Raw genomic sequence first — 23,190 nt, forward strand, 5'->3', positions numbered from 1 at the left:
CCCTGCTGAGCCGCAGCGGCGGGCGGTCAAGCGCCGATGGCGTGGTAGCCGCCGTCTACGTGGACGATCTCGCCGGTCGTGCCGCCGAACCAGTCCGACATCAGCGCCAGCGTGCTGCGGGCAACCGCTTCGCTGTCGGTGATGTCCCAGCCCAGCGGGGCTCGCTCGGCCCAGGCGTCTTCGAATTGCTCGAAGCCCGATATGGACTTGGCGGCCATCGTGCGGATCGGGCCCGCTGAGATCAGGTTCACCCGGATGCCCTGCGGTCCCAACGACTTGGCCAGATAGCGGGCTGTCGACTCGAAAGCGGCCTTGGCGACGCCCATCCAGTCGTAGAAGGGCCACGCCACGCTGGCATCGAATGTGAGCCCGACCACCGAACCTTTCGCCTCGGCCAGCAGCGGCGCCATTGGCGAGGTGAGCCCAGCGAGGCTGTAGGCGGAGATGTGGACCGCTGTGGCGACGTCGTCCCAAGGAGCGTCCAGGAAGTTGCCGCCCAAGCAGCTTTGGGGGGCGAAACCGATGGCGTGCAGCAGGCCGTCCAGGCATCCCCAACGCTGTTCGAGGTCGGCGCGCACGGCGTCGATCTCCTCGGGCACGGTGACGTCGCAGGCCAGTACGTCGGCAGGCTCGGGGAGCTTGCGGGCGGTGCGCTCGGTCAGCCGCAGGCCCCGGCCCGCACCTGTGAGCACCACCTCGGCACCCTGTTCCTGGGCGAGACGGGCCACGTTGAACGCCAGCGATGCATCGGTCAGCACGCCGGTGATGAGGAATTTCTTGCCTGCCACGATCCCGTCTCCGGCCATCGGCCTGCCTCCGCTCCCGTTCATGGCTTGCCAGCCTGACGTGCTGCTGTTGACGTGTGTTTCTCCTGGGGGACGCTACTGCTGCCGCGCTGGGCGACCATCGTTCGCGTAATGCAGGCGTTCGCGTCATCGAGGTACGCCCCAGTAGCGTGGCCGCCGTGCCGGCGGACGCGACAGGCAACGGAACAGCAGGCGGAGTTGCTGCAGCGGCACCGGGCACGGCGGGCGAACCGACCCGGATCGGCATCATCGGCGGCACCGGCCCGGCGGGTGCCGCGCTGGCGGCCCGGCTGGCCGACATCGGCTGCGAGGTCACCTTGGGCTCTCGCTCGAAGTACCGCTCGATGGAGGTGGTCGACAACATCCTCGACCGTTGGGGTGAGCGCGATCTGTGCATCCAGCCCGGCGCCAACAGTCTCGCCGCGCAGGAGCCCACCGTGGTGATCGCGACGCCGTGGGACGCTGCGGCCATCACCGCGCGCGACGTGGCCGAGCACTTGCGGGGCAAGGTCGTGGCCACGATGTCCAACGCGCTCGCCCGCGTCGACGACGAGTTCGTGCCGCTCATCCCGCCGCGGGGCTCGGTGGCGGCCTCAGTGCAGGCAACGCTGCCCGAATCGCGGGTCGCGGCTGCGCTGCAGCATGTGCCGGCAACCGAACTCGGCAATCTCGACGAACCAGTGCACGGCGACATCCTCATCTGCAGCGATCATCGCGAGGCCACGTGGCACATCGCAGAGATCGTCGACCGCATGCCGGGGGCACGCGCCCTCGACTGCGGCAACCTGTCCAACGCCACCGCAATCGAGGCATTCACCGCCGTGCTGATGCAGCTCAACACCCGCTACCGCACACGGGTGGCGCTGCGGCTGGTCGGCCTCGATCACGTACCGATCAGCGTGCTGGGCGGCGGTCCGGGCACCGCCGATGCGGCCGCGCCGGTCGCCGAGACCGTTCCCGACTGAACTCGGCGGCTCGTGCTGCGGGCGGGCGCAGTGCAATGAGAATGAAGCTGAGTGCGATGAAGCTGTACGACACGCAGCAGCGAGATCTCGTGCCCCTGCGTGCTGGTGCGGGCGAGACCGTGCGGATGTACGTCTGCGGCATCACCCCCTACGACGCGACCCATGTCGGTCACGCGGCGACGTTTCTGACCTATGACGTGCTGCAACGGCGGCTGCGCGACCAGGGGGCGCGCACGCGCTGCGTCCGCAACATCACCGATGTCGACGATGACCTGCTGGCGCGGGCGCGTGCAGAAGGCGTGCACTATCTGGACCTGGCGGCGGGCTCGCTGGCTGCCTTCGATGCCGACATGGACGCACTCGGCCTGCTGCGGGTCGACGTCGAACCCCGGGCCACGTCTGCCATCGCCGACATCCGGCGGCTGGTCGGCCGGCTGGTCGACAGCGGGCATGCGTACCGCAGCGGCGACGGCGTGTACTTCGACATCTCCACCGCGCCGTCCTTCGGCAGCCTGTGCCGGCTGAGCCATGACGAGATGATCGAGACGGCCCGCGGCCGCGGCGGCCGGCCCGACGACCCCCACAAGCGCCACCCGCTCGACTTCGTGCTGTGGCAGCCGGCCGAGCGCAACGAGCCGCAATGGTCGTCGCTGTGGGGCCCGGGCCGGCCCGGCTGGCACATCGAGTGCTCGGCGCTGGCGCTGGCCCACCTGGGCGAGACGATCGATGTCCACGGCGGCGGCAGCGACCTGGTGTTCCCGCACCACGAGTGCTGCCGCGCCCAGTCCGAAGCAGCGACCGGTCGGGAGTTCGTGCGCCACTGGATGCACACTTCGATGGTGCGTCACGACGGCGCCAAGATGTCCAAGTCCGCGGGCAATCTCGTCTTCGTTTCCGACCTGCGGGACCGGTGGGAGCCCATGGCGGTGCGGCTGGCGCTGCTGGGAGCGCACTACCGCGCCGACTGGGACTGGACCGAGGGGCGTGTCGCCGAGGCGGCGCAGCGGCTCGAGCGCTGGCGGGCCGCTGGGCGCGGCGACGCAGCCTTGGCACAGGTGCGTGCCTGTCTGGACGATGACCTGGACACGCCGGGCGCGCTCGCAGCGATCGACGCTGCCGCCGATGCCGGCGAGCCGGTCAGCGACGCAGCCGCCCTGCTGGGAGTGGCGCTGTAGGCTTCTGCGCAGGAGGACCGGCCCGCTGTGTCGCTTGGCAGAGCCAGCGGGCCAGTCCCTCCGGCACCCTACGAACCGGGCTGCAGACGGCTCCAGTCGCTTTCGCGTTGCCGTCTAGTGCGCAGCAGGGCCGCCCTCAGCGCGCCGCTAGCGTTGGCGCCGATGGCCGAGCCAGAAGAACTCGGTGAGGTGCGTGACGAACTGCCCGAGGACCTCGATCGAGGCTTCGTCGGCGCCTACAAGTTCCCCGACAATTCCCGCAGGCGCATCACGGGCGCGCTCTGTTTCGCCGCGGGCGTCTGGGCTGCGACGGCGGCACTGGCCGCGGACAGCGACGCTGTGCTGCTGAACAGGGGCGTTGTCGTGGGCGGTGCGCTGCTCGCGCTCTTCGGCCTCTACCAGTTCGCCGCCGGACGCCGATTCGCCGTGAACGAGAACGAAGCGCTCGTGGCGGCAGTGGCCGACGTGGGCTTCGCCGTGGGGCACGCCAGCGCCCAGCTCGGCTGGCGGGGTTGGCTGAGCCGGCCCACCTGGCGGGTGCTGGTGTATTCGGCCGAGGACCCGCCGGCACAGCGAGGCCTGGTGCTGGTGGACGCATTGAATGGCTCGGTGCTCGAGCACTGGGTGGAGGACAATCCCGAGACGTGGATCGCCACCGCGCCGGAGGCCGCTGCCGACGTCGATCCCGCCAACGGGTCGGATCCCGGGGACGGCACCGCGGACGGGGGCTGACGGTGTTCGACGGCATGTTCCGCAAGGGCGTCGACTGCGTCACGACGCCGATCGGTCGCGGCCTCGCCGCGATCGGACTGAGCGCAGACGTGCTCACCGGATTCGGGCTGGTCATGGCAGCCGCCAGCGCGGTGGCCATCGGCATGGGTCGCCTCGGCCTCGGCACCGTGCTGCTGGTGATCACTGCGCTGTCTGATCTCTTCGACGGGCCGGTGGCGGTGGCACGAGGCACCTCGTCGGACCGTGGCGCGTTCTTCGACTCGACGGCCGATCGCGTCACCGACGGACTGCTGCTGGGCGGCATTGCGTGGTATCTGGCCGCCGAGCACGGCTCGCAGTGGGCAGTGTTGCCGATGGCCGTGCTGGGCGTCAGCGCCGTGATCTCCTACGAGCGAGCCAAGGCTGAGCTGCTGGGCTTCGTGGCCAAGGGCGGGCTGATGGAGCGGGCCGAGCGCACGGTGGTGCTGGCGGTCGCGGTGGCGTTCGAGGTGCTGCTCATCCCGCTGCTGTGGGTCTTGCTGGCACTCTCGATTGTCACTGCGGTGATGCGGTTCGTGAAGGTGTGGCGGCAGGCAAGCGCCCGCATGTCGAAGTGAGCCGTGCCCCTCGCCGAGCCATAGTGCTCGGCTACCAGGTGGGCTCGGCCGTGGCCCGATCGGTGCCGCTGTGGCTGGGCGAACGCGTCGCCACCTTGGTGGGCCCAGCGCTGGCTCGGCTGATGCCGACGAAGGCGGCGATGGTCCGGCGGCATCAGGCGCGGGCGCTGCGCTGGAACGCGAGCACGGTCGCTGCAACGACGCCTTCGCCGGTCGACGAGCGAGCAGTCCAGCGTGCGACGGCCCAGGCGTTCAGCTCCTACGCCCGCTACTGGATCGAGTCATTCCGGCTCCCTGCACTCAGTCCGCAGACACTGGATCGCGGCATCGATGTGCCGGCGTATCACCATGTGGAAGAGGCACTCGAGCGGGGCAACGGCGTCATCTTGGCGCTGCCCCACTTGGGCGGTTGGGAGTGGGCCGGATTCTGGATGGCGACGGTCAACCGGCTGCCGATCACGGTGGTGGTGGAGCCCTTGGACCCCCCGGAGCTCTTCGAGTGGTTCGTCCGCTTCCGCGAGCGGTTGGGCATGCGGGTGGTGCCGCTGGGACCGGACGCGGGTCGAGAAGTGCTCGGTGCGCTGAGCCGCAACGAGATCGTGTGCCTGCTGTGCGACCGTGACCTGAGCGGCGACGGGATCGAGGTCAGCTTCGGGGACGAGCGCACCACACTGCCGGCCGGCCCCGCGCTGCTGGCACTGCGCTCGGGTGCGGCTCTGCTTCCGACAGCGGTGTACTTCCGGCCCGGCGGCAGGCACCTCGGCACCGTGCGCCCGCCGCTGGATGTCGCACGGCACGGACGCCTGCGCGACGATGTCGCTGACGTGACTCAGCGACTCGCCGACGAGCTAGCAGCCCTGATCGCCGCGGAACCGCACCAGTGGCACCTATTCGGTCCCAACTGGCCATCGGATCGGTAATCGGTCTTTCCTCCGACGCTCCGGCGCGCCTAGCGTCATGTCCGCAGAGGGAATCCCTGCGTGGATCGCCTGTGAGGTTCGGCCTATGAGGCACGGCCCGTGAGAATCGGGATCATCTCGCCGTACAGCCTGACCCCCCCGGGCGGCGTGCAGGTACAGGTGCTCGGCTTGGCCCGCGCGCTGGCCGGCAAGGGCCATGAGGCGCGGGTGCTGGCGCCGTGTGACGGTGCCCCCCCGCAGACCGGCGTCACACCGCTCGGCGCCAGCATTCCCACCTTCACGAATGGATCGATCGCCCCGATCGCACCCGACTTTGCCTGCACGCTGCGCACTGTCCGGGCCCTGCGGGACGAAGAATTCGACGTGCTGCATCTCCACGAGCCTCTCTGCCCCGGGCCGACGCAGACGGCACTGTTCCTGCGCTCAGCACCCATCGTGGGCACCTGGCATGCCGCGGGGGGCAGCCGGGCTTACCTGGTGCCGGGCACCAGGTGGCTGGCATCACGGATAGACGTTCGGGCCGCAGTCTCCGCCGATGCCGCCGAGATGGCCCGCAACGGCGTCGGCGGCGACTACGAGCTGGTCTTCAACGGGGTCGAGCTGGACCTTTTCGACAGCGTCGAGCCCAAGCGCAACCCAGCGCCGACCATCGCCTACATCGGACGCCATGAGCCCCGCAAAGGCCTCACCGTGCTGCTGGACGCCATGGCGCGGCTGCCCGAGGGAATCCGGCTGTGGGTCATGTCACGCGGCCCCCAGACCGAGGAGCTGCAGCGCCGCTACCAGCGCGACACCCGCATCGAGTGGCTGGGCAGGGTCAGCGAGACTGAGAAGCTGGCGCGCCTCAAAGGCGCCGACGCGGTCTGCGTTCCGTCGTTGCGCGGCGAGAGCTTCGGCGTGGTGCTGCTGGAAGCCATGGCGGCCCGGACGCCGGTCGTCGCCAGCGACTTGCCCGGCTATCGCAACGTGGCCCGTATCGGGGACGAGGCCGACCTGGTGCCGCCAGGAGACGCCGAAGCGCTGGCAGCGGCACTCCTGCGGGTGCTGCAGCGTCCCGATCACGCAGCCGACCTTGTCGCGGCGGGACGCCAGCGCGCCGAGCAGTTCTCCATGGCCCGGTTGGCCGAGGTCTACATCGACATGTACGAGCGGGCCATCGCACGGGATCGTGCCCGATAGCTGTTCGAGGGTGCCAGTTGGCGTGACGGGCGGTTGAATGCTGCGGGTGGACCCGCTGTTCGCCATCTACCGCAGCCGAGCCGACAAGCTGGTTGCCGAGCTGTGGGCGGTCCATCTCGCCGCCGGCGCGATCGCCGGCCTGATCTGCGCCTTGTTCACGTCGCTGAGCTGGTGGGCGATGCCGATTGCGCTTGTCGCGGCTTGCGGGCTCGCTGCGTTCTGGCTGAGTGTCGGCGAGCGCCGCCTGCGGTCTGCGATGGTGCCCGCAGGCTCTCAGGAGTGCAGCGCCTCCGACGAGCCCCGCCTGGCGAACGTCATCGAGGGCATCTGCTTGCTTGTCGGTGTGGAACGGCCGGCAATCATCGTCCACCCCGCGGCGGCAGCGAACGCGGCAGCGTTCGGCCGGCGCCCGGACCGCACGACAGTGGTGGTGACCCGGGGGCTGCTCGCGGAGCTGGGCCGCATCGAGCTCGAGGCTGTCGTCGCGCGGCTGCTGACCCAGGTCCGCGACGGCCGCGTCGCCTACCTGACCACCGCCGTGACCACGGTGGGATTGCCGGCGCTGCTGTGGCGATCGCTGTGGCCGCTGGTGCACGTCCGCTTGGAACGAGAGGCCAGCACGGGCAGCGACTTCGATGACGACGCGGAGGCCGTGAAGCTGACTCGCTACCCGCCGGGCCTCGCCGATGCGCTCGACGCGATGTCGGGGGCAGGCGTGCGCACTCCCGCGCCGAAGGTGACCTGGCCCCTGTGGTTGGCCGACCCGCGCGCGGCTGAGGCCAGCCATCCCGACGAGCTGCCCGACTACCGGGCCGATCTCGAGACACGGGTCGCCGTCCTGAGGGAATTCTGAGGACAGCACTCGGGCCGCTGCGGCGGCCGAACTCATACACTGAGCCCATGAACTCAGGGCCGACGAGCACAGCCCAATCCGGTGCTTCGACACCTTCCGATCCGCAGCAGGCAGAGACCCAACTGGTCGGGACCGTTCGGGTCAAGCGCGGACTCGCCGACATGCTCCGGGGCGGCGTCATCATGGACGTCGTCACCCCCGAGCAAGCCAAGATCGCCGAGGACGCTGGCGCAGTAGCCGTCATGGCGCTCGAGCGGGTGCCGGCCGACATCCGCCGAGACGGCGGCGTTGCACGCATGAGCGACCCCGCGATGATCGAGGGCATCCAATCCGCGGTGACTATTCCGGTCATGGCCAAGGCCCGCATCGGTCACTTCGGGGAGGCGCAGATTCTCGAGGCCCTCGATGTCGACTACATCGACGAGTCTGAGGTGCTCACTCCCGCGGACGAGGCCCATCACATCGACAAGTGGGCGTTCACGGTGCCATTCGTGTGCGGGGCCACGAACTTGGGCGAGGCGCTGCGGCGCATCTCCGAGGGCGCCTGCATGATCCGCTCCAAGGGCGAGGCCGGCACCGGCAACATCGTCGAGGCCGTCCGTCACCTGCGCGCCATCACGGGCGACATTCGCAAGATCACCCAGGCTGATCCCGCCGAGCTGTTCGACTGGGCGAAGCAGCTGCAGTCCCCGCTCGGGCTGGTGCAGGAGATCGCCGAGACGGGACGCCTGCCGGTGCCGCTGTTCTGCGCGGGCGGCATCGCCACGCCTGCCGATGCATCGTTGGTGATGCAGCTCGGTGCCGAGGCCGTGTTCGTGGGGTCGGGCATCTTCAAGAGTGAAGACCCGGGGCCTCGTGCCGAGGCGATCGTGGAGGCCACGACGCACTACCGCGATCCGTCGGTGGTCGCAAAGGTCAGCCGGGGCCTCGGCAGCGCGATGCCGGGTCTCGAGATGGAAGGCCTCGAGACCAAGCTCGCCGACCGCGGCTGGTAGACGCTGAGCAGTCCTGGGGCACCCGACGCGCCCGAGCGGCTGCCCCTCGTCGGCGTCGTGGCGCTGCAAGGCGCCGCCGCCGAGCACGTCGCGGCGTTGCGACGACTGGGTGCACGGGCGGTCGAGGTGCGCGTGCCGTCCGACCTCGAAGGAGTCGGCGCGGTGGTGATCCCCGGTGGCGAGTCGACCACCATGTCGCACCTGCTCGGCACGAGCGGACTGTTCGAACCGCTGGCCGCTCGCCTTGCCGATGGCATGCCGGCGTTCGGCACCTGTGCGGGCATGATCCTGCTGGCCGCTGAAGTGCTTGACGGCCGGGAGGACCAGCGCTTCTTCAGCGCGATCGACATCTCGGTGCGGCGCAATGCCTTCGGCCGCCAAGTTGCCAGTTTCGAAGCCGACCTCGACATCGATCTCGACGTGGACCTCGACTCTGGAGGCCTCGATGATCCCTTCCATGCTGTGTTCATCCGGGCCCCGTGGGTGGAACGAACCGGCGACAGCGTCGAAGTGCTTGCGACGGTGAGCACGGCCTCGGGCTCTCGTGACGCCACTGCGTCTGTGAAGGGGGCGGCAGGGTCAGCGCAGGGAGCGACAGCAAGCTGGCGGCACCGGGGCGTGGTGCCGGTGCTGTGCCGTTCGGGCCCGATCCTGGTGTCGAGCTTCCATCCCGAGCTGACTGCCGACGATCGCATTCATCGCATGTTCCTCGACATGGTCGCCTCGGGCCATTCCGGCTGAGCAGGCGCATCGGGCAGACTGTCCGGTGGCTCGTCGAGTTGCATGAGGGAGGGGGCTTGTGTCAGGTCATTCCAAGTGGGCGACCATCAAGCACCGCAAGGGCGCTGCCGACAAGGCCCGCGGGAAGCTGTTCGCCAAGCTGATCCGCCAGGTCGAGGTTGCGGCCCGTGAGGGCGGCGGCGACCTCGAGGCCAACGCCACCCTGCGGACCATGTACCAGAAGGCCCGCGACAATTCGGTGCCGCTCGACACCATCGAGCGGGCGATCAAGCGGGGCACCGGCGAACTTGAGGGTGTGTCCTACGAGCAGGTCACCTACGAGGGCTACGCACCCGGCGGCGTGGCCATGTTCGTGGACGTGCTCACCGACAACCGCAACCGCACCGGCTCGGAGATCCGCAGCCTGTTCACCCGTGCCGGCGGCTCGCTGGCTGAGCCGGGCGCGGTGGCGTGGCAATTCGAGCGCAAGGGCGTGGTGGTGGTGCCTGCGGTGGTGCCTGAGCCTGATGGGTCTGCGGCTGAAGGCACGGTACCCGACGAGGACGAGTTGATCCTGGTGGCGCTCGACGCCGGCGCCGAGGACGTCGAACGCGAGGGCGACACTTGGCGGGTTACCGCTGCCGCCGGCGACACGATGGCGGTGCGCGAAGCCATCACCGCAGCGGGGATCGCGGTGACCTCGGCCGACCTGACCTACGCGCCGCAGAACCTCATCGAGCTCACCAGCGCGTCGGAGGCCAAGCAGGTGATGGCTGTCCTCGACGCGCTCGACGATCACGACGATGTACAAGGCGTGTACGCCAACTTCGACATCAGCGACTCGCTGCTGGAGGCAATCGCCGGCTGAACACGTGTGCCTTTCGGCTCTCATCCCAACAGGGCGGAGCGGCGCGGCGCATACTCGGTTCGGACGATGCCAAGGGCTACGGTTCGTACTGATGTTCGTATTGGGGATCGACCCCGGATTGTCGCGCTGCGGCTACGGCGTGCTGGAGCAATTCTCGGGCTCTGGGACGCAGCGCACCCGCACTGAGGCAGTTGCCCTCGGTGTCATCCGCACCGATCCGGCGGAGCCGCAAGCGGCGCGCCTCGCGACTCAGTTGCGTGAGCTTCAGGCTCTCATCTCCGAGTTCCAGCCCTCGGTCGTGGCCGTGGAGCGAGTCTTCTTCCAGGTCAACGCGCGCACGGCGATCGGCGTCGCGCAGGTGGCTGGCCTTGCCATGGCGGTCGCGGCCGCCGAGGGGCTGGAGGTGGTCGAGTACACACCGACTCAGGTCAAGCAGGCTGTTGCGGGTTGGGGCGGAGCCGACAAGGACCAGATGAAGCGCATGGTCGCCGAGCTGCTCGCGCTGCCGGGGCCGCCAGAGCCGGCCGATGCCGCCGACGCGGCGGCGGTCGCGCTGTGCCACCTGTCGCAGGCGCCTTGGCACAGCGCTTCGACCGGCGCCCGGGCGCGCGTGCTGCTGCCCGCATCGGGCGCAGCCGCGGCTCCGCCTGGCGCACAGTGACCTCGGCCGGAGACTCGCCACGATGATCGGCCCGCGATGATCGGCCCATCATGATCGGCTCAGTGCGCGGACGCCTGCTCGACAAGGATCCTGGTGGTGAGCTGCTGATCGAGGCCGGCGGTGTGGGGTACCGCGTCACGGTCGCGCCGTCCGCGCTGGCTGGCGCCGGACCGGTGGGCGACGAGTGCTTCGTGTACGTGCACCATCACGTGCGCGAGGACAGCTCCGACCTGTACGGATTTGCCGAGCTCGACGAGCGGCGCTGTTTCGAGGCGCTGCTGAGCGCGCACGGTGTGGGTCCCGCTCTGGCGCTTGCGGTGCTCTCGCACCTGCCACCCGACGAGTTGCGGCGCGCTGTGGCCGCCGACGACGCCGCCGCGCTGGAGCTGGTGCCTGGCATCGGGGCCAAGACCTCGAAGCGGATGGTGCTGGACCTGAAATCGCGTCTCGGTACGCCTGAGACAGTTGGCGCCGGTGCTGCGGCAGCGGTCGGCGACGGCGCGGGTTCTGCAGTTGCCGAAGTTCGAGCGGCCTTGGGCCAGATGGGCTTCAGCCCGTCGGAGATCCGTGACGCCATGGCCGCTGTCAGCGTCGAGGCGGCACGAAACGGCGAAGCCGACACCGGCGCGCTGCTGCGTGTGGCGCTGCAGGAGCTGGGTCCGCGATGAGCAACGGGGGGGCGCGCACGGAGGGTTACCGGCGGGTGGACTCGTCCGCTGAACCGGGCGGCGGTCGCAGTGCAGTCACCGACCCGGCCCGTGCGCCCGGCGACGACGGCGATGCCGAGGCGTCGCTGCGTCCGCGGTCGCTGGAGGACTTCGTCGGGCAGCCCGAAGTACGCGAGCACGTCGCCATCACGCTGCGAGCCGCGCTGGCCCGGGGCCAGTCTCCCGATCACCTGCTGTTCGCCGGCCCGCCGGGACTGGGCAAGACCACGCTGGCGGGGATCATCGCCGTTGAGCTGGGTGCCGCACTGCATCTCACCTCAGGGCCGGCGGTGGAGCGCGCGGGCGACCTCGCAGCGATCCTCACCAACCTAGCAGACGGCGATGTGCTGTTCATCGACGAGATCCACCGGCTGCCCAAAGTGGTCGAGGAAGTGCTGTATCCCGCCATGGAGGACTTCGCGATCGACATTGTGCTGGGCAAGGGACCGGCTGCGCGTTCGATCAGATTCGAGCTGCCGCGGTTCACCTTGGTGGGCGCCACGACCCGCACCGGGCTCATCTCGGGACCGCTGAGGGACCGCTTCGGCCTGGTCGAGCGTCTCGACTACTACTCAGCGGAAGATCTCACGGCGATCGTGACCCGCGCGGCAGGGATTCTGGGTGTGAACATCGATGCCGGTGGAGCCGCGGAGATTGCCTCGCGCAGCCGGGGCACGCCGCGGATCGCCAACCGGCTGCTGCGCCGGGTGCGCGACTTTGCCGAAGTGCGCGCCAGCGGTGACATCGACGTGACGGTGGCACAGGAGGGACTTGCCGCATTCGGCGTCGACCAGCTCGGCCTCGACAAGGTCGACCGGGCGATCCTCGACGCGCTCGCTGTCACCCATGCCGGGCGGCCGTTGGGACTGTCGACGCTGGCGATCACCGTCGGCGAGCAGACCGAGACCGTCGAGGACGTGTACGAGCCGTTCCTGATCCAGCGTGGGCTGCTGCAGCGCACACCCCGCGGCCGAATCGCCACCGCTGCCGCTTACGCACACCTCGGGGTGGACGTGCCGCCGCTCGCGGAACTCGCGGCTGCTTCCGAGGGAAGCGACGCGGACATCACGCTGTTCGATGCGGCTGGATCCCCAGCAGCCGCGACTGCCCCCAGGCCAGATACCACCGGGCCAGCGGATGCTTCGGCTGCCGAGTCAGCGGCCCCGGCGGAGAGCGAGCAGCCGCTGGCCGACGACACGCCATGGTGAGTTCGATCCGCGAGCGCCCATAGCCTCAGCACGCGTGAGCGCTGCGCGCATGCGGATGGACGAGTTCGACTACGAGCTGCCGCAGGCGGCCATCGCGCAAGTGCCTGCGGAGCCACGCGACTCGGCCCGGCTGCTGGTGGACCGCGGACCGTGCCGTGAGCCCGCTCACCTGCACATTTCTGACCTCCCGTCTCTGCTGGGTGCCGGTGACGTGCTGGTGGTGAACGAGACGAGGGTGATGCCCGCCCGCCTGCCGCTGCGAAAGCGCACCGGCGGCGCTGCCGAGGTGCTGCTGCTGGAACCACTCGGCGGCGGACTGTCGGACCCCGACGCAGCGCTCCCCGGCACCGCGTCGGAGGCGTCCCGTGCAGCGCCGGCGCACAGCGACGCGGGCTGGGCTGCGTTAGTGCGGCCGTCTCGCAGGATCGCTGAGGGCACTGCGCTGGTCTCAGATCGGGATCCGCAGCTGGAGGTCATCGTGGGTCCGCGAATGGACCAGCAGCGCCGGGCGGTCAGCGTTCGCGTCGGAGGGGTTCCGCTCGACAGCGTTTCGCAGGCTGCGCTGCTCGAGCGTGCTGGGGAAGCACCTCTCCCGCCGTACATCGACCCTGACGTGACCCGGCGAGCCATAGCGCAGCGCTCCGGGCTCGACAGTGCCGACGGCTCCGCCGCCAGATCGGCTGTGGCCGCGAGATACCAGACGGTGTACGCGCGCTCGGATGGCTCGGCAGCAGCTCCCACGGCGGGGCTGCACCTGACAGACGGCGTGTTGGACGCGCTGCGATCAAGCGGCGTCACGGTTGCGACCGTCGATCTGACGGTTGGCTTGGCGACGTTCTCCCCGGTCACCGTCGAGCACGCCGATGAGCACGAGATGCACACCGAGCACTACCGGGTTCCCGCGGCCACGCTCGACGCCTGCGCTGCCGCCGAACGGGTCGTGGCCGTGGGCACGACCACCGTGCGAGCACTCGAATCGGCAGCGCGACAGCCTCGGCCAGTGAGTGCGGCCGGACCAGCCGCCGTTGCGGCGGCTCCGACAAGCACAGCCGACGTGTGCGGGTGGACCGATCTGTTCTTGCACAGAGGTGTCGAGTTCCTGGCGGTTGATGCGATGCTCACCAACTTCCACCTGCCCCGGTCGTCGCTGCTGCTGCTGATCGATGCGTTCATAGGGCCTCGATGGCGCGACCTCTACGAACGGGCACTCGTCGACGGCTACCGCTTCCTGTCATTCGGCGACGCGATGTTGCTGGAACGCAACGAGAGCGAGGCAGCGTGAGCGCAGCGGGCGGCGATAGCGCAGCGTCGCCGACCGGTACGGCCGACTTCGAACTGCTGGCTGCGGATGGCCAGGCTCGACGGGGCCGCGTCACCACGGCGCGCGGCACCTTCCAGACGCCGGTGTTCATGCCGGTGGGGACCAGAGGTGCGGTCATCCACCTCGATGCCACCGACTATGACGAGCTGGGCCTCGAGGTCGTGCTGGCCAACACGTACCACCTGCAGGCACGGCCGGGCACCGACGTCGTGGAGTCGATGGGCGGGCTGCACCGCTTCACCGGCTGGGACGGCCACATCCTCACCGACTCCGGCGGCTTCCAGATCATGTCGCTCGGCCGCCGAACAGGCGGCGCCGATCAGCCCGGCCGCCGAACAGGCGGCGCCGATCAGCCCGGCCGCCGAACAGGCGGCGCCGATCAGCCCGACGGCCGTTCCGGCGGTGGCGATGGCGCTGATCATGACGCCAAGTCGAAGGTCGACGACGAGGGCGTGACCTTCCGCTCGACCTATGACGGCACCAAGATGCGGATGACGCCTGAGGACGCTGTTGACATCCAGCGCCGCCTGGGAGCCGACATCCAAATGGCGCTCGATGTCTGTCCCGAGCTGCCGGCCCCGCAGCGCGAGGTGCGCGAAGCCGCCCGGCGCACGCACCTGTGGGCAGCCAGGGCTGCTGCAGCAATGTCGGAGGCACGCCGCAACAACCCGGCCAGCGGGCAGGCCCTGTTCGGCATCTGCCAGGGCGGTGCCGATCCCGAGTTGCGCCGCCACAGCGCCGAGACCATCGCCGGCATCGGCTTCGACGGGTACGGCATCGGCGGGCTCTCGGTGGGGGAGTCCCGCGCTGAGATGGGCCCCGCGCTGGCTGCGGCGACCGGCGTGCTGCCCGCAGATCGGCCCCGGTACCTGATGGGCGTCGGAGATCCTGCACGGATCGTCGATGCGATCGCAGCGGGAGTGGACATGTTCGACTGCGTGCTGCCCAGCCGGCTCGGCCGCCACGGCACTGCGCTCACGCCGAACGGCCGCATCAACATTCGCAATGCGCGCTTCGCATGCGACTCCACCCCGCTCGACGACCGCCCGCCACGCCCCGATGGCCGGGCGCAACCGGGTGTGCGCTTCAGCCGCGGCTACCTGCGGCACCTCATGAGCGTCAACGAGCCCACCGCAGGCCGCATCCTCACGCTGCACAACATCGCCTTCTTGGCTGACCTCGTCAGCGATGCGCGTGCCGCCATCGAGGCGGGGCAGTTCGCGGCGTTTCGCACCCAGGTCAACGAAGTGTGGAGCTGAGGGACGGCGAGGGCTGATACGCCGGTACGCTGACCCGCCGTGCCGGTCTCCGATCGGCGGCATGCTGCACGCAGGGTGTCGCAGTCGGCGGCCATTCGCACCGAACCTCGTCGGCTGCAGCCGAAGAGGTGGTCAGTCGGACTACGCGCCTCGAGGAGCACGCCATGGGCTCGATCATCCTGCTCGTCGGACTGTTCGCCCTCATGTACTTCTTGATGATCCGGCCGCAACAGCGGCGGGCCAAGGAGCGGGCGGCAATGCTGAGTCGTGCCGATGTCGGCGACGTGGTCGCCACGGTCGGCGGGGTCATCGGCAAGATCGTCGCGGTGGAGGAGCCAGGCGAGGTGGTCTGCCTCGAGGTGGACAGCGATGTCGAGCTGCGCGTGCAGCGCCGCGCCATCGGCGAGATCATCACTCCCGCCAGTACTGGCGGCCCCGCTGGACCGCCCGAATCGGATGACGTTGACCCTCCCGAGTGAGCCAGGCTTGACGCTTCCCGACATGGTCTGTCGATAACTCGAAGATGCGCCGCTCGCAGATCGTCTCGTTGCTGCTGGCCGTCATCATCGGCTTCGGCTCGCTGGTCGGCGTGATCGTCGCGGGGTGGGTGCCAGTGCTGGGCGTGCAGCTGCAGGGCGGTGTGGAGGTGCTGCTGCGGCCGACCACCCCGGCCGATGACGAGCAGCTCGATCGAGCCATCGAGATCATCCGGTCGAGGGTGGACGCCCTCGGTGTGGCAGAGCCCGACATCACCCGCCAGGGTGCGCAGGTCGTCGTGCAGCTGCCAGGCGTCAAGGACAAGCAGCGCGCCGTCGATCTCGTGGGCCAGACGGCAGAGCTGAGGTTCCGGCCCGTGCTGCTCACGTTCAATCCGTTCGACGAGGTGGACTTCGGCGGAGCGCAGCAGCTCGCAGAGGCATACAACGCATCGCTGCATCCCGAGTCTGTTGACGAGTCGGCTTCCGAGGCCGCTGACGAGGAGTTGGTCGGGGAGCAGGAGATGACCGCGCAGGAACTGCTCGAGCTGATCGACCCAGAGGCGGCGGCAGGACTCGAAACAGAGGCTGGCGACGCATTGGGCGATTCCCCTGCAGATCAAGCGGGCGGACCGCCAGAGACGGTCGAACCGCCCGAGATCATCGAGCCCGAGACCGAAGCCGCGGCACCTGAGGCCGACGAGCCGGCGGAGATCGAAGTTGATGACGTGCCAGCGTTCACGTCGCCCGAGGATGATCTCGCCGATTGGGCCGTGCTGCTGCCGGGCCGTGGCGAGCCAGTGGGATACGTGCTCGGTCCGGCCGAGCTGACCGGCGAGGCGGTCGCCGAGGCGGCAGCAACGTTCAACAACGAGTGGGTCGTCAACGTCGATCTCACCGACGAAGGCGCAGTCGGCTTCGACGAGATCGCCGCCCGGCATTTCGGCCAGCAGGTGGCCATCGTGCTCGACGGCGTGGTCGAGTCGGCCCCGGTCATCCGGGCCACCGAATTCGGGGGCACAGCGGTCATCTCGGGCACCTTCGACGAGGAAGGTGCGCGCGACCTCGCCGTGGCATTGCGCTTCGGTGCGCTGCCGGTGGTATTCGAGCAGGACGACGTGCGCACGGTGTCGGCCACCCTGGGCGAGGGAACGCTGCGGGCTGGGGTGGTGGCCGGCATCGTCGGCCTGATCGCCGTCGGCATCTACATGCTGCTGTATTACCGCCTGCTCGGCATCGTGGCCGTGGCCAGCCTGGCCATCAGCGGGTCCATCTTGTGGTCGCTCATCAGCTGGCTGGGCGAGAGCCGGGGGCTCGCGCTGACGCTGGCGGGCACCACCGGCATCATCGTGTCGATCGGCGTCCAAGTCGACTCGAACATCGTCTACTACGAGCGGATCAAGGAAGAGGTCCGGCGGGGGCGCGCGATTCGCTCGGCCGCGGACGCCAGCTTCAAGGGCGCATTCTCCACGATCGTGTGGGCCGACCTAGCGTCGCTCATCGGTGCGGGTGTGCTGTACCAGCTCACCAGCGGCACCGTCCGCGGCTTCGCGCTGTACCTGGGCCTCGCGACGCTCATTGACCTGGCGGTGTCGTACTTCTTCATGCGGCCGCTGGTGGTGTTCATCGCTCGCAAGCTTGTCAATGAGGAACCCCGGCGGCTGGGCGTGCTGCCCGGTACCGATGATGCGGCCACTGCGGCTGCGGTGATGGGAGGCGCGACGTGATCTCGGCGCTGCGGACCTTCTACCGGGGCGAGAATGCCTGGGACATCCTGGGCGTGTCCCGCAAGGTGGTGCTGGGCTCAGCGCTGGCGGTGCTCATCTGTGTCGTGGCGCTGCTGGTGCGCGGGCTCAATCTGGGCATCGAGTTCGAGGGCGGCTCGGTGTGGGAGATCCCGGTCCCAGCGAGCGCGCAGGAGGCCGCCGACGATGCTGGCGAGGCTGCGTCGGGGCCCGCGGCTGACGTCCCGACGACCGATGACATCGCCGCTGCCGCTGCTGCCGCCGGCGTGCCCGACGCCCGGGTGCAGCTCGTGACCGTGACCGGATCCGAGGACATCTTCCGGGTGCGCGGGGTGCTCGGGCCCGATGTGAGCGCGGTCGACGTGAACGCTGCGCTGGCCTCCGCTGCCGATGTCGACGTCGAGAGTCTGTCGACGCGTCAGGTCAGCCCGTCCTTCGGCGACGAGGTGGCGGGCAAGGCGCGGCGGGCGCTCGTGGTGTTCTTCGTGCTGATCGCGCTCTACCTGTGGTTCCGCTTCGAGTGGAAGATGTCGGTCGGCGCCCTTGTAGCCGTGGGGCACGACATCGTCCTGACCGTCGGTGCGTACGCGCTGTTCGGGTTCGAGGTGACGCCGGCGACCGTGGTGGCCTTCCTCACGATCATGGGCTATTCGCTGTACGACACGATCGTCGTGTTCGATCGCGTCAAGACCAACGAGCGGTCGCTGCCGGCGCGCAGTCATTTCACCTATGCGGCACTCGCGAACGTGTCGCTCAACCAGGTGCTGACACGCTCGGTCAACACCTCGATCACGTCAGTGCTGCCGGTGCTGTCGATGCTGGTCGTCGGCGCCGGGTTCCTGGGCGCGGGCACGCTCTCGGAGTTCGCGACGGCGCTGCTGATCGGCCTGCTCGTCGGCTCGTACAGCTCGATCTTCGTGGCGATGCCGACCGTGGCGTGGCTGAAGAGCTACGAGCCGGGCTGGGCCGCCGCGCAGGCTGCGGCCGATGCCGCAGGCCGCCATGACTCGATGGAAGCCGCCACCCAGGCGCTCGCCGCCGAGAGCTACACCCGCAGCGCCGCGCCCCGTCCCCGCAAGTCCCGCCGCTCAAAGTCCCAACGCCGCCGCTGACGCTCTACTGGTTCTACAGCGTGGCCAAGTGCACCTGTGCTTGGCCCGGGCCCGTCAGCAGGCGAGCGCGTAGCCGATAGCGCCACACACGTCGTGCATAGTGGACGCGTCGAGGTGACCGGCCTGATCGACAAGTGATGAGCGTCGGATGGTGTGCAGTCCGTCGCAGTTGACGACGGACTCTTGGGGCAGATTGGCCTCGTCGGTGCTGATGGCGACTTCGACTGCAAGTCCTCGGATTGTGGTGGTGATTTCTGCGACCGTCACGAGTTGGCGGACATCAATGACCCCAGGGCGCGTGAGCACGAGCACGGGTCGTCGTTTGCCGCCGACTTCGGCCCACCACACCTCGCCGCGATTCATGCCTCGCTCCAGACCTCCGCGTGGTCCCAGAATTCGTCCGGCTGCTCCGGCTGGGCCATGTACGCGGCCCGATCGGCATCAGCCATCGCCCGTTCGACAGCCGCTTCGAGACCCTGCCGGGCTGCTGCGGAAACGTTGATGCCGAGGCGTCGCGCAGAGTGCGCCAATTCGGCATCGAGCGTGAAGGTTGCTCGGGTTGATGCCATCACATGATGCTAGCACTATCTGCTATATCTTGATGCTGCTATATCTTGGTACTGCGCTGTTCTGGTGCTGCGCTGTGGGGATCGATCGTGCCGGGGCAAAGGGCCTGCTGTGCGTTGGCGAGATGGTGTCGTCATGTCGTCGTTCACGCATTGGCAGGACTCCAGCTCATCCGCCGCCGCCCGCGGCGGCGGGCCGCCCCGGTCGTAATCTCGTCGTTCACGCAGTGCCAGAACTCCGACTGGCTCACTCTGAGCTGACCCCGCAAGTTGTGGGGCCACAGCCCGCTGCCATAGCGGCCGCCATCGCCGGGGCGGTCAGGCGGCCGCGAGACACGGGTTCGCAGCTGAGCCCGAGCGGCCAGTGCGTTGCACCAGCCGCGCTTCCTTTGATGTGCGTCATGGTGGCTGGAGTTCGTAGCCGGGCTTGTCTGGGTCCCATTCGGCCACAAAGCCCTGCTGGTGAATCTTGTGCGTGTGGCAGTCGTGGCAGACGGTGAGGAGGTTGGCGTAGTCGGTTGGCCCGCCGTACTGCCATTCGTTGATGTGGTGGTGCTGACAGCGTTCGGGCGGGATACCGCACCCGACGCAGCCCTTGTCGCGTAACGCCAAGGCGGCACGCTGGAGATCGCTGGCGGTGCGTCGGCTGCGTCCCAGGCGCAGGTCTCCGGTGGCTGCCTCGAAGATCGCGGGCAGCACGTCGGCGTCGACGGCGATGCGGGCGATCTCGCCGATGGGGATCGGCGTGCCGTCGGCGAGACGCCCGTTGGCGAGTTGATGGTTCACCATGTCGTAGTCGGCCACAACGATGAGCGATGCGCCGCTGGGCCGCTTGGCGTGAGGGTTCAGCAGCAGTTCGGTGATGGCGTCGGCTGCGCGCTGATGGGGTGTGCGCTGCGCTGTCGGGTCTTCGTCGCGAAACAGGCGCCGTTCGGCGGCAGCGATGACGGTGCCGAGGTGTGCGCCGGTGACGGGGTCGACTTCGAGGTGCAGCACAGTCATGCCGTCGCTGGCACGAGTACGGATCGTGCCGCTGCGTGCTTGACGCTGCCGCTCCAATACCGAGGCTCCGTCGTCGCGGCTGACCTCGGCGACATGGCGGGCGACAGTGCGCCGGAACTCGTCGTAGCCCTCGCGCTGGGCCCGCGCGGCCAGAAACGCCTCGTCAATATGTGCGTCGCCGGCGGCACGAGCGATGACCTGCGCATGCCCGGCCGGGACTGTGCCCGCTGCGAGCCCGTCGCGAGTGGCGTCGAGCTCGCGGAGTCGAACAGCGTTCTTGACGTCGTTGCGCGCTGTGCGGCCCGACACTGCCATCTTGTCGGCAGCGGCATGCGCGGCAGCACCGTCGCCGCTGCGGCGGGCGATCTCGGCGAGCGCGTCGGCCTTCATCGCTGCGAGCCGTGACTCGGCGCAGGCAATCTCTCCCAGCCGCGCCCGCAGTCCCCCCGAGCACAGCCCGGCCACGTCCACCTCCGGCACGTGCAACCCCCGCACCGGTGCCGCGGTGCGCCGCTGGTGGCTGGCGTGTGTCTCACTCGTCACGCATACGACCGTATGTGGGGGGTGTGACACGTTCAGATCGGCGACGTTCCTCACCCGCAGGCCGTGTCGGCTGAGGAGCAAGGCTGGGCTAGCCGAGCGGCCGGTGCCAAACGGGACAGGTCCTAGTCTGCATCGATCATCAGGCAGCCTGCGAACCAGTCCAGCTAGCGATCCAGCCGAGTTTGCAAAACGGACTGCCCGACGAACACAGGTTCGTTGGGCCTCACACCACCGAAGAGGGTGGTGCCTCCTCGCGAAGCGCTGCATCCGCAGAGCCCTCCGGTGCCCAGGCACCGAGGTCAGTGGGGGAGAACGGGTCCGAGATCACAACCCGCCATGACGCGATGAGGGTCTCTGGGTGTCCGGGGCCCTCGGGAATCTCGATGGGAACCTGATGACCCAATGGGTGCTGGCCTGGCGGCCTGCTGCCGGGACGAAGGATCTCCCAGTTCAAGCCGTCGGGTTCCTGGTTCAGGTTGAGGAATTCGGCGACCGCAAAGCCGTCGAGTGCGCGAGCGCTGGGCACGGTGACGGAGCCCAATAGCTCGGACAGACGTCGGGCGGGACCTCGGGAATCTGACGCGTCCGGAAGAGCGGTCGACAGCATGTCGCTGACTGCGTCGGAGGTGATCTCGCGACGCAGTCCGTCGTCGTCCTTGATGGCTTGCGCGAGGTGCTCTCGAGGCCCGAGCATTGGCTCGTTGGTGCGCGCGTCTCGGTGCCTCGCGAAGCCCGGCGGCGTGTGGTCGGCGTCGGGATGATCGAAGGGGCCGGCGACTGCAGCTTCAAAATCTTGTTGCCATCGTTCCAAGGCAGAGGCGAAGACGCCGCCGATCCATCCGCTGGCGACAGTCGCGGCGCGTCCGTGTCGGCGCATGGTTGCGACACGCTCGGGCAGTGGGTTCGCAACGGCGATCATCATGGGGAACGGGTGGGGGATTGCGGCGATGTCCATGCGTCGATTTGCGCTCGGCTCGCCAGTGCTGTACGGACGGTGGAGCATGGCCGCGATGATCTCGGCGTGGTCGTCAAACTCGATGGATGCTGCGCACAGCCGGGTGGCCTCGGTGGCGTGATGCCGCCCCGACTCGACGCTCCATCTTCGCAACCGCTGCGTGTCATAGTGCTCCAATGCTGCAATGCCGGCCCGCCATGCTGTGACCCCCAGCAATACCAGCGCCAAGAGTGACACCACGACCCCAACGAGAATGTCCACGATCGGATTTGACGTCTTGCCGCCGATCGTGCCAATCCCGATCAAATCGGTCAGCGAACCGACAATGCCGATCCACCGTTCGATGACGATGAACGCGGCAAGTATCACGAGGCTGGCGACGATGTTGCGAACTCGACGCAGCTTGGCCGCGCTTGACACCGCCTTCTCGTACGCCTCGAGTTCTTGTTCTGGGTTCCGTGGACGACCGGTGCATCGCTCTGCTGCACTGTGCAGCTGAGTTTCCAAGTAGTTCCGGAGCCGTCGAAACAGGTTGTCCTCGGTAGCGGTGTCGAACAGTTCATCATCGGCTGCACCCGTTGGACCGGCGGTCGCGCAATCTTCGGGCTCGGCGAGGGGATCTGACGCAATGATGCTGTTCGGGTCGTTCCAGACAAGCCGCTTGCCCTTACCGTCAACTGGGAATTCGAAGTGCCGAACGACCTCATCTGATGGTTCCCCGCCATCGACGAGGCAGATGGCAAACTCCCGCAGAACGTCCCAACGCACTGGGTCACGCGGCGCGCCACCTACCAGGTGGGACAGCCCTGACCGCTCAAGGTTCCTTCGGAGTGCGATTGGATCGACTCGACCTTGCCCTGATCCCTTCCACCTGCCTGCGGCGATGTGGTCGCGCAGTCCTTCCAGCGCGAGCTCGTCTCTCGTCGGGTCGATCGGCGGCGCGATCTCCTGGGTGAGCGAGTGCCACGCCGCCCTCAATCGTTCGTGCAATGAGACTCGGGGTTGAGGCTCCGGTTCGAATGGGCTGAAATCGAGACCGAGGCTTGCGCACATCGCCTCGGCAGTCTGGGGTGGCGGCACCGCACCGGCCTGTGCGCGTACGGCACCGGAGCCGCTGGGCAGGGGCCAGGGCGGAGCGAGCGGCAGCAGCCCTGTCGAGGCCTCCCGCAGCAGCCGACCAGCAAACACGATGCGAACCTGCGGGCGAACGACGCGTATCGAGTTCACGGCTGCGTCGCCGCGATCGGTCTCGATCAGGTGGCCTCGGCTGAACCTCCACGCGCCGCTCATCGTCAAGGCAGTCGTCGCGCACAACGTCAGTCGTCCAGCGACGTCATGGGAGTTCACAACGTTTTCGGCGGGCAGTCGATGGTGAGCGATTGAATCGACGTCGTGGATCAGGTGCATGTCGAACTGAGGCGAGAACGTCTCGTGTGCCACCGACGTCGCCTCATCGTGCACGGACACTGTCAGCGATTGAAACTCGACCTGTGCGATGCGGAACCGATCCTGCAGGCGTTTGAGCACAAGAATCTCGTTCTCAAGTCCCTGCCTGCTCTTGGCAGTGTCGGAGGGAGTCCACGGGCGCAGCGCAGCGATCGTCAGCGACTCGACTGGCCTTTGCCGGAGCGCCTCAGACAGATCCAGCTCCGACCAGTCTCCGGCGACGTTGGACTGGCACTTGACATCGGCTTCCGACAGCGCAAGTTCGTCGCGCCCGCAGACCAGCACCGGGCGCAATAAGCCTGCACGCGACCACGCACTGAATTCGGTGCTGAGTCCGCTGATGTCACGTGCGACCAAGATCGTAAGGCTGTCATCTGTAG

23 protein-coding genes are annotated in these 23,190 nt (G+C 68.6%); 18 read left to right on the forward strand and 5 right to left on the reverse strand.

What is annotated here, in order from left to right; all coding sequences use genetic code 11:
- Positions 1–26: 26 nt before the first annotated feature.
- The gene (gene fabI / locus ACOGW9_RS10825) at positions 27–830 is read right to left on the reverse strand and encodes an enoyl-ACP reductase FabI (protein ID WP_419911115.1); all 804 of its coding nucleotides are present in this window, start codon (positions 828–830) and stop codon (positions 27–29) included.
- 134 nt (positions 831–964) lie between these two features.
- Here fabI and npdG point away from each other — a divergent pair, with 134 nt between their 5' ends.
- From npdG to secF, 18 genes are all read left to right on the forward strand, one after another.
- Positions 965–1,771, forward strand: a complete 807-nt coding sequence (gene npdG, locus ACOGW9_RS10830; protein ID WP_419911117.1) for an NADPH-dependent F420 reductase — start codon at positions 965–967, stop codon at positions 1,769–1,771.
- Positions 1,772–1,827: 56 nt separating this feature from the next.
- Complete coding sequence (locus ACOGW9_RS10835) at positions 1,828–2,946, forward strand: cysteine--tRNA ligase (RefSeq protein ID WP_419911119.1); 1,119 nt, start codon at positions 1,828–1,830, stop codon at positions 2,944–2,946.
- Between the two features lie 162 nt (positions 2,947–3,108).
- A complete protein-coding gene (locus ACOGW9_RS10840; RefSeq protein ID WP_419911121.1) occupies positions 3,109–3,678 on the forward strand; it encodes a hypothetical protein in 570 nt (189 codons plus the stop codon).
- Positions 3,679–3,680: 2 nt separating this feature from the next.
- Positions 3,681–4,274 carry a CDP-alcohol phosphatidyltransferase family protein gene (locus ACOGW9_RS10845; RefSeq protein WP_419911123.1) on the forward strand — a complete coding sequence of 198 codons (594 nt, stop codon included), beginning with the start codon at positions 3,681–3,683 and terminating at the stop codon, positions 4,272–4,274.
- Complete coding sequence (locus ACOGW9_RS10850; RefSeq protein WP_419911125.1) at positions 4,271–5,194, forward strand: phosphatidylinositol mannoside acyltransferase; 924 nt, start codon at positions 4,271–4,273, stop codon at positions 5,192–5,194. Before ACOGW9_RS10845 ends, ACOGW9_RS10850 begins: the two co-directional genes overlap by 4 nt.
- 99 nt (positions 5,195–5,293) lie before the next feature.
- Positions 5,294–6,373, forward strand: coding sequence for a glycosyltransferase family 4 protein (locus tag ACOGW9_RS10855; RefSeq protein WP_419911127.1), 1,080 nt, complete (start codon positions 5,294–5,296; stop codon positions 6,371–6,373).
- 37 nt (positions 6,374–6,410) lie between these two features.
- Positions 6,411–7,226, forward strand: coding sequence for a hypothetical protein (locus tag ACOGW9_RS10860; RefSeq protein WP_419911129.1), 816 nt, complete (start codon positions 6,411–6,413; stop codon positions 7,224–7,226).
- Between the two features lie 47 nt (positions 7,227–7,273).
- Entirely contained in the window at positions 7,274–8,221 is a 948-nt protein-coding gene (gene pdxS, locus ACOGW9_RS10865; RefSeq protein WP_419911131.1) for a pyridoxal 5'-phosphate synthase lyase subunit PdxS, read from the forward strand.
- Positions 8,222–8,278: 57 nt separating this feature from the next.
- Positions 8,279–8,962 carry a pyridoxal 5'-phosphate synthase glutaminase subunit PdxT gene (gene pdxT, locus ACOGW9_RS10870; RefSeq protein ID WP_419911133.1) on the forward strand — a complete coding sequence of 228 codons (684 nt, stop codon included), beginning with the start codon at positions 8,279–8,281 and terminating at the stop codon, positions 8,960–8,962.
- Between the two features lie 58 nt (positions 8,963–9,020).
- Positions 9,021–9,809 (forward strand): YebC/PmpR family DNA-binding transcriptional regulator, encoded by a 789-nt coding sequence (locus ACOGW9_RS10875; RefSeq protein ID WP_419911135.1) that lies wholly within the window; start codon positions 9,021–9,023, stop codon positions 9,807–9,809.
- 91 nt (positions 9,810–9,900) lie between these two features.
- The gene (gene ruvC, locus ACOGW9_RS10880; RefSeq protein ID WP_419911137.1) at positions 9,901–10,470 is read left to right on the forward strand and encodes a crossover junction endodeoxyribonuclease RuvC; all 570 of its coding nucleotides are present in this window, start codon (positions 9,901–9,903) and stop codon (positions 10,468–10,470) included.
- A 50-nt stretch (positions 10,471–10,520) separates the two neighbouring features.
- A complete protein-coding gene (gene ruvA / locus ACOGW9_RS10885; protein WP_419911139.1) occupies positions 10,521–11,138 on the forward strand; it encodes a Holliday junction branch migration protein RuvA in 618 nt (205 codons plus the stop codon).
- Entirely contained in the window at positions 11,135–12,385 is a 1,251-nt protein-coding gene (gene ruvB, locus ACOGW9_RS10890; RefSeq protein ID WP_419911141.1) for a Holliday junction branch migration DNA helicase RuvB, read from the forward strand. Before ruvA ends, ruvB begins: the two co-directional genes overlap by 4 nt.
- A 34-nt stretch (positions 12,386–12,419) precedes the next feature.
- Positions 12,420–13,667, forward strand: coding sequence for an S-adenosylmethionine:tRNA ribosyltransferase-isomerase (locus ACOGW9_RS10895; protein WP_419911143.1), 1,248 nt, complete (start codon positions 12,420–12,422; stop codon positions 13,665–13,667).
- Positions 13,664–14,965, forward strand: a complete 1,302-nt coding sequence (tgt, locus tag ACOGW9_RS10900) for a tRNA guanosine(34) transglycosylase Tgt (protein WP_419911145.1) — start codon at positions 13,664–13,666, stop codon at positions 14,963–14,965. The genes ACOGW9_RS10895 and tgt overlap by 4 nt, the downstream gene beginning before the upstream one ends.
- Before the next feature lie 164 nt (positions 14,966–15,129).
- Positions 15,130–15,444 (forward strand): preprotein translocase subunit YajC, encoded by a 315-nt coding sequence (yajC, locus tag ACOGW9_RS10905; RefSeq protein WP_419911147.1) that lies wholly within the window; start codon positions 15,130–15,132, stop codon positions 15,442–15,444.
- Positions 15,445–15,488: 44 nt separating this feature from the next.
- Complete coding sequence (secD, locus tag ACOGW9_RS10910) at positions 15,489–17,168, forward strand: protein translocase subunit SecD (protein ID WP_419911149.1); 1,680 nt, start codon at positions 15,489–15,491, stop codon at positions 17,166–17,168.
- Positions 17,165–18,298 (forward strand): protein translocase subunit SecF, encoded by a 1,134-nt coding sequence (gene secF / locus ACOGW9_RS10915; RefSeq protein WP_419911151.1) that lies wholly within the window; start codon positions 17,165–17,167, stop codon positions 18,296–18,298. Before secD ends, secF begins: the two co-directional genes overlap by 4 nt.
- A 54-nt stretch (positions 18,299–18,352) precedes the next feature.
- On the opposite strand, the gene ACOGW9_RS10920 is transcribed toward secF, so the two are convergent.
- The 4 genes from ACOGW9_RS10920 to ACOGW9_RS10935 form a co-directional block, all read right to left on the reverse strand.
- Positions 18,353–18,661 (reverse strand): type II toxin-antitoxin system PemK/MazF family toxin, encoded by a 309-nt coding sequence (locus ACOGW9_RS10920; RefSeq protein WP_419911153.1) that lies wholly within the window; start codon positions 18,659–18,661, stop codon positions 18,353–18,355.
- Complete coding sequence (locus ACOGW9_RS10925) at positions 18,658–18,867, reverse strand: type II toxin-antitoxin system CcdA family antitoxin (protein ID WP_419911155.1); 210 nt, start codon at positions 18,865–18,867, stop codon at positions 18,658–18,660. The genes ACOGW9_RS10920 and ACOGW9_RS10925 overlap by 4 nt, the downstream gene beginning before the upstream one ends.
- Positions 18,868–19,263: 396 nt before the next feature.
- The gene (locus tag ACOGW9_RS10930; protein ID WP_419911157.1) at positions 19,264–20,409 is read right to left on the reverse strand and encodes a DUF222 domain-containing protein; all 1,146 of its coding nucleotides are present in this window, start codon (positions 20,407–20,409) and stop codon (positions 19,264–19,266) included.
- A 223-nt stretch (positions 20,410–20,632) separates the two neighbouring features.
- Positions 20,633–23,167: a hypothetical protein gene (locus ACOGW9_RS10935; RefSeq protein WP_419911159.1), complete on the reverse strand. Its 2,535-nt coding sequence runs from the start codon at positions 23,165–23,167 to the stop codon at positions 20,633–20,635.
- Between the last annotated feature and the right edge of the window lie 23 nt (positions 23,168–23,190).

This window comes from Candidatus Poriferisodalis sp. (assembly GCF_965203655.1).
GTDB lineage: Bacteria > Actinomycetota > Acidimicrobiia > Acidimicrobiales > Poriferisodalaceae > Poriferisodalis.

Excerpts from the sequence above, each read along its gene's own strand:
- secD (WP_419911149.1), top strand. The coding sequence starts at position 15,489 with ATGCGCCGCTCGCAGATCGTCTCGTTGCTGCTGGCCGTCATCATCGGC.
- ACOGW9_RS10835 (WP_419911119.1), top strand. The coding sequence starts at position 1,828 with ATGAAGCTGTACGACACGCAGCAGCGAGATCTCGTGCCCCTGCGTGCT.
- ruvA (WP_419911139.1), top strand. The coding sequence starts at position 10,521 with ATGATCGGCTCAGTGCGCGGACGCCTGCTCGACAAGGATCCTGGTGGT.
- ruvC (WP_419911137.1), top strand. The coding sequence starts at position 9,901 with ATGTTCGTATTGGGGATCGACCCCGGATTGTCGCGCTGCGGCTACGGC.
- fabI (WP_419911115.1), bottom strand. The coding sequence starts at position 830 with ATGAACGGGAGCGGAGGCAGGCCGATGGCCGGAGACGGGATCGTGGCA.
- ACOGW9_RS10920 (WP_419911153.1), bottom strand. The coding sequence starts at position 18,661 with ATGAATCGCGGCGAGGTGTGGTGGGCCGAAGTCGGCGGCAAACGACGA.
- ACOGW9_RS10840 (WP_419911121.1), top strand. The coding sequence starts at position 3,109 with ATGGCCGAGCCAGAAGAACTCGGTGAGGTGCGTGACGAACTGCCCGAG.
- ACOGW9_RS10860 (WP_419911129.1), top strand. The coding sequence starts at position 6,411 with ATGCTGCGGGTGGACCCGCTGTTCGCCATCTACCGCAGCCGAGCCGAC.
- pdxS (WP_419911131.1), top strand. The coding sequence starts at position 7,274 with ATGAACTCAGGGCCGACGAGCACAGCCCAATCCGGTGCTTCGACACCT.
- ACOGW9_RS10925 (WP_419911155.1), bottom strand. The coding sequence starts at position 18,867 with ATGGCATCAACCCGAGCAACCTTCACGCTCGATGCCGAATTGGCGCAC.
- ruvB (WP_419911141.1), top strand. The coding sequence starts at position 11,135 with ATGAGCAACGGGGGGGCGCGCACGGAGGGTTACCGGCGGGTGGACTCG.
- yajC (WP_419911147.1), top strand. The coding sequence starts at position 15,130 with ATGGGCTCGATCATCCTGCTCGTCGGACTGTTCGCCCTCATGTACTTC.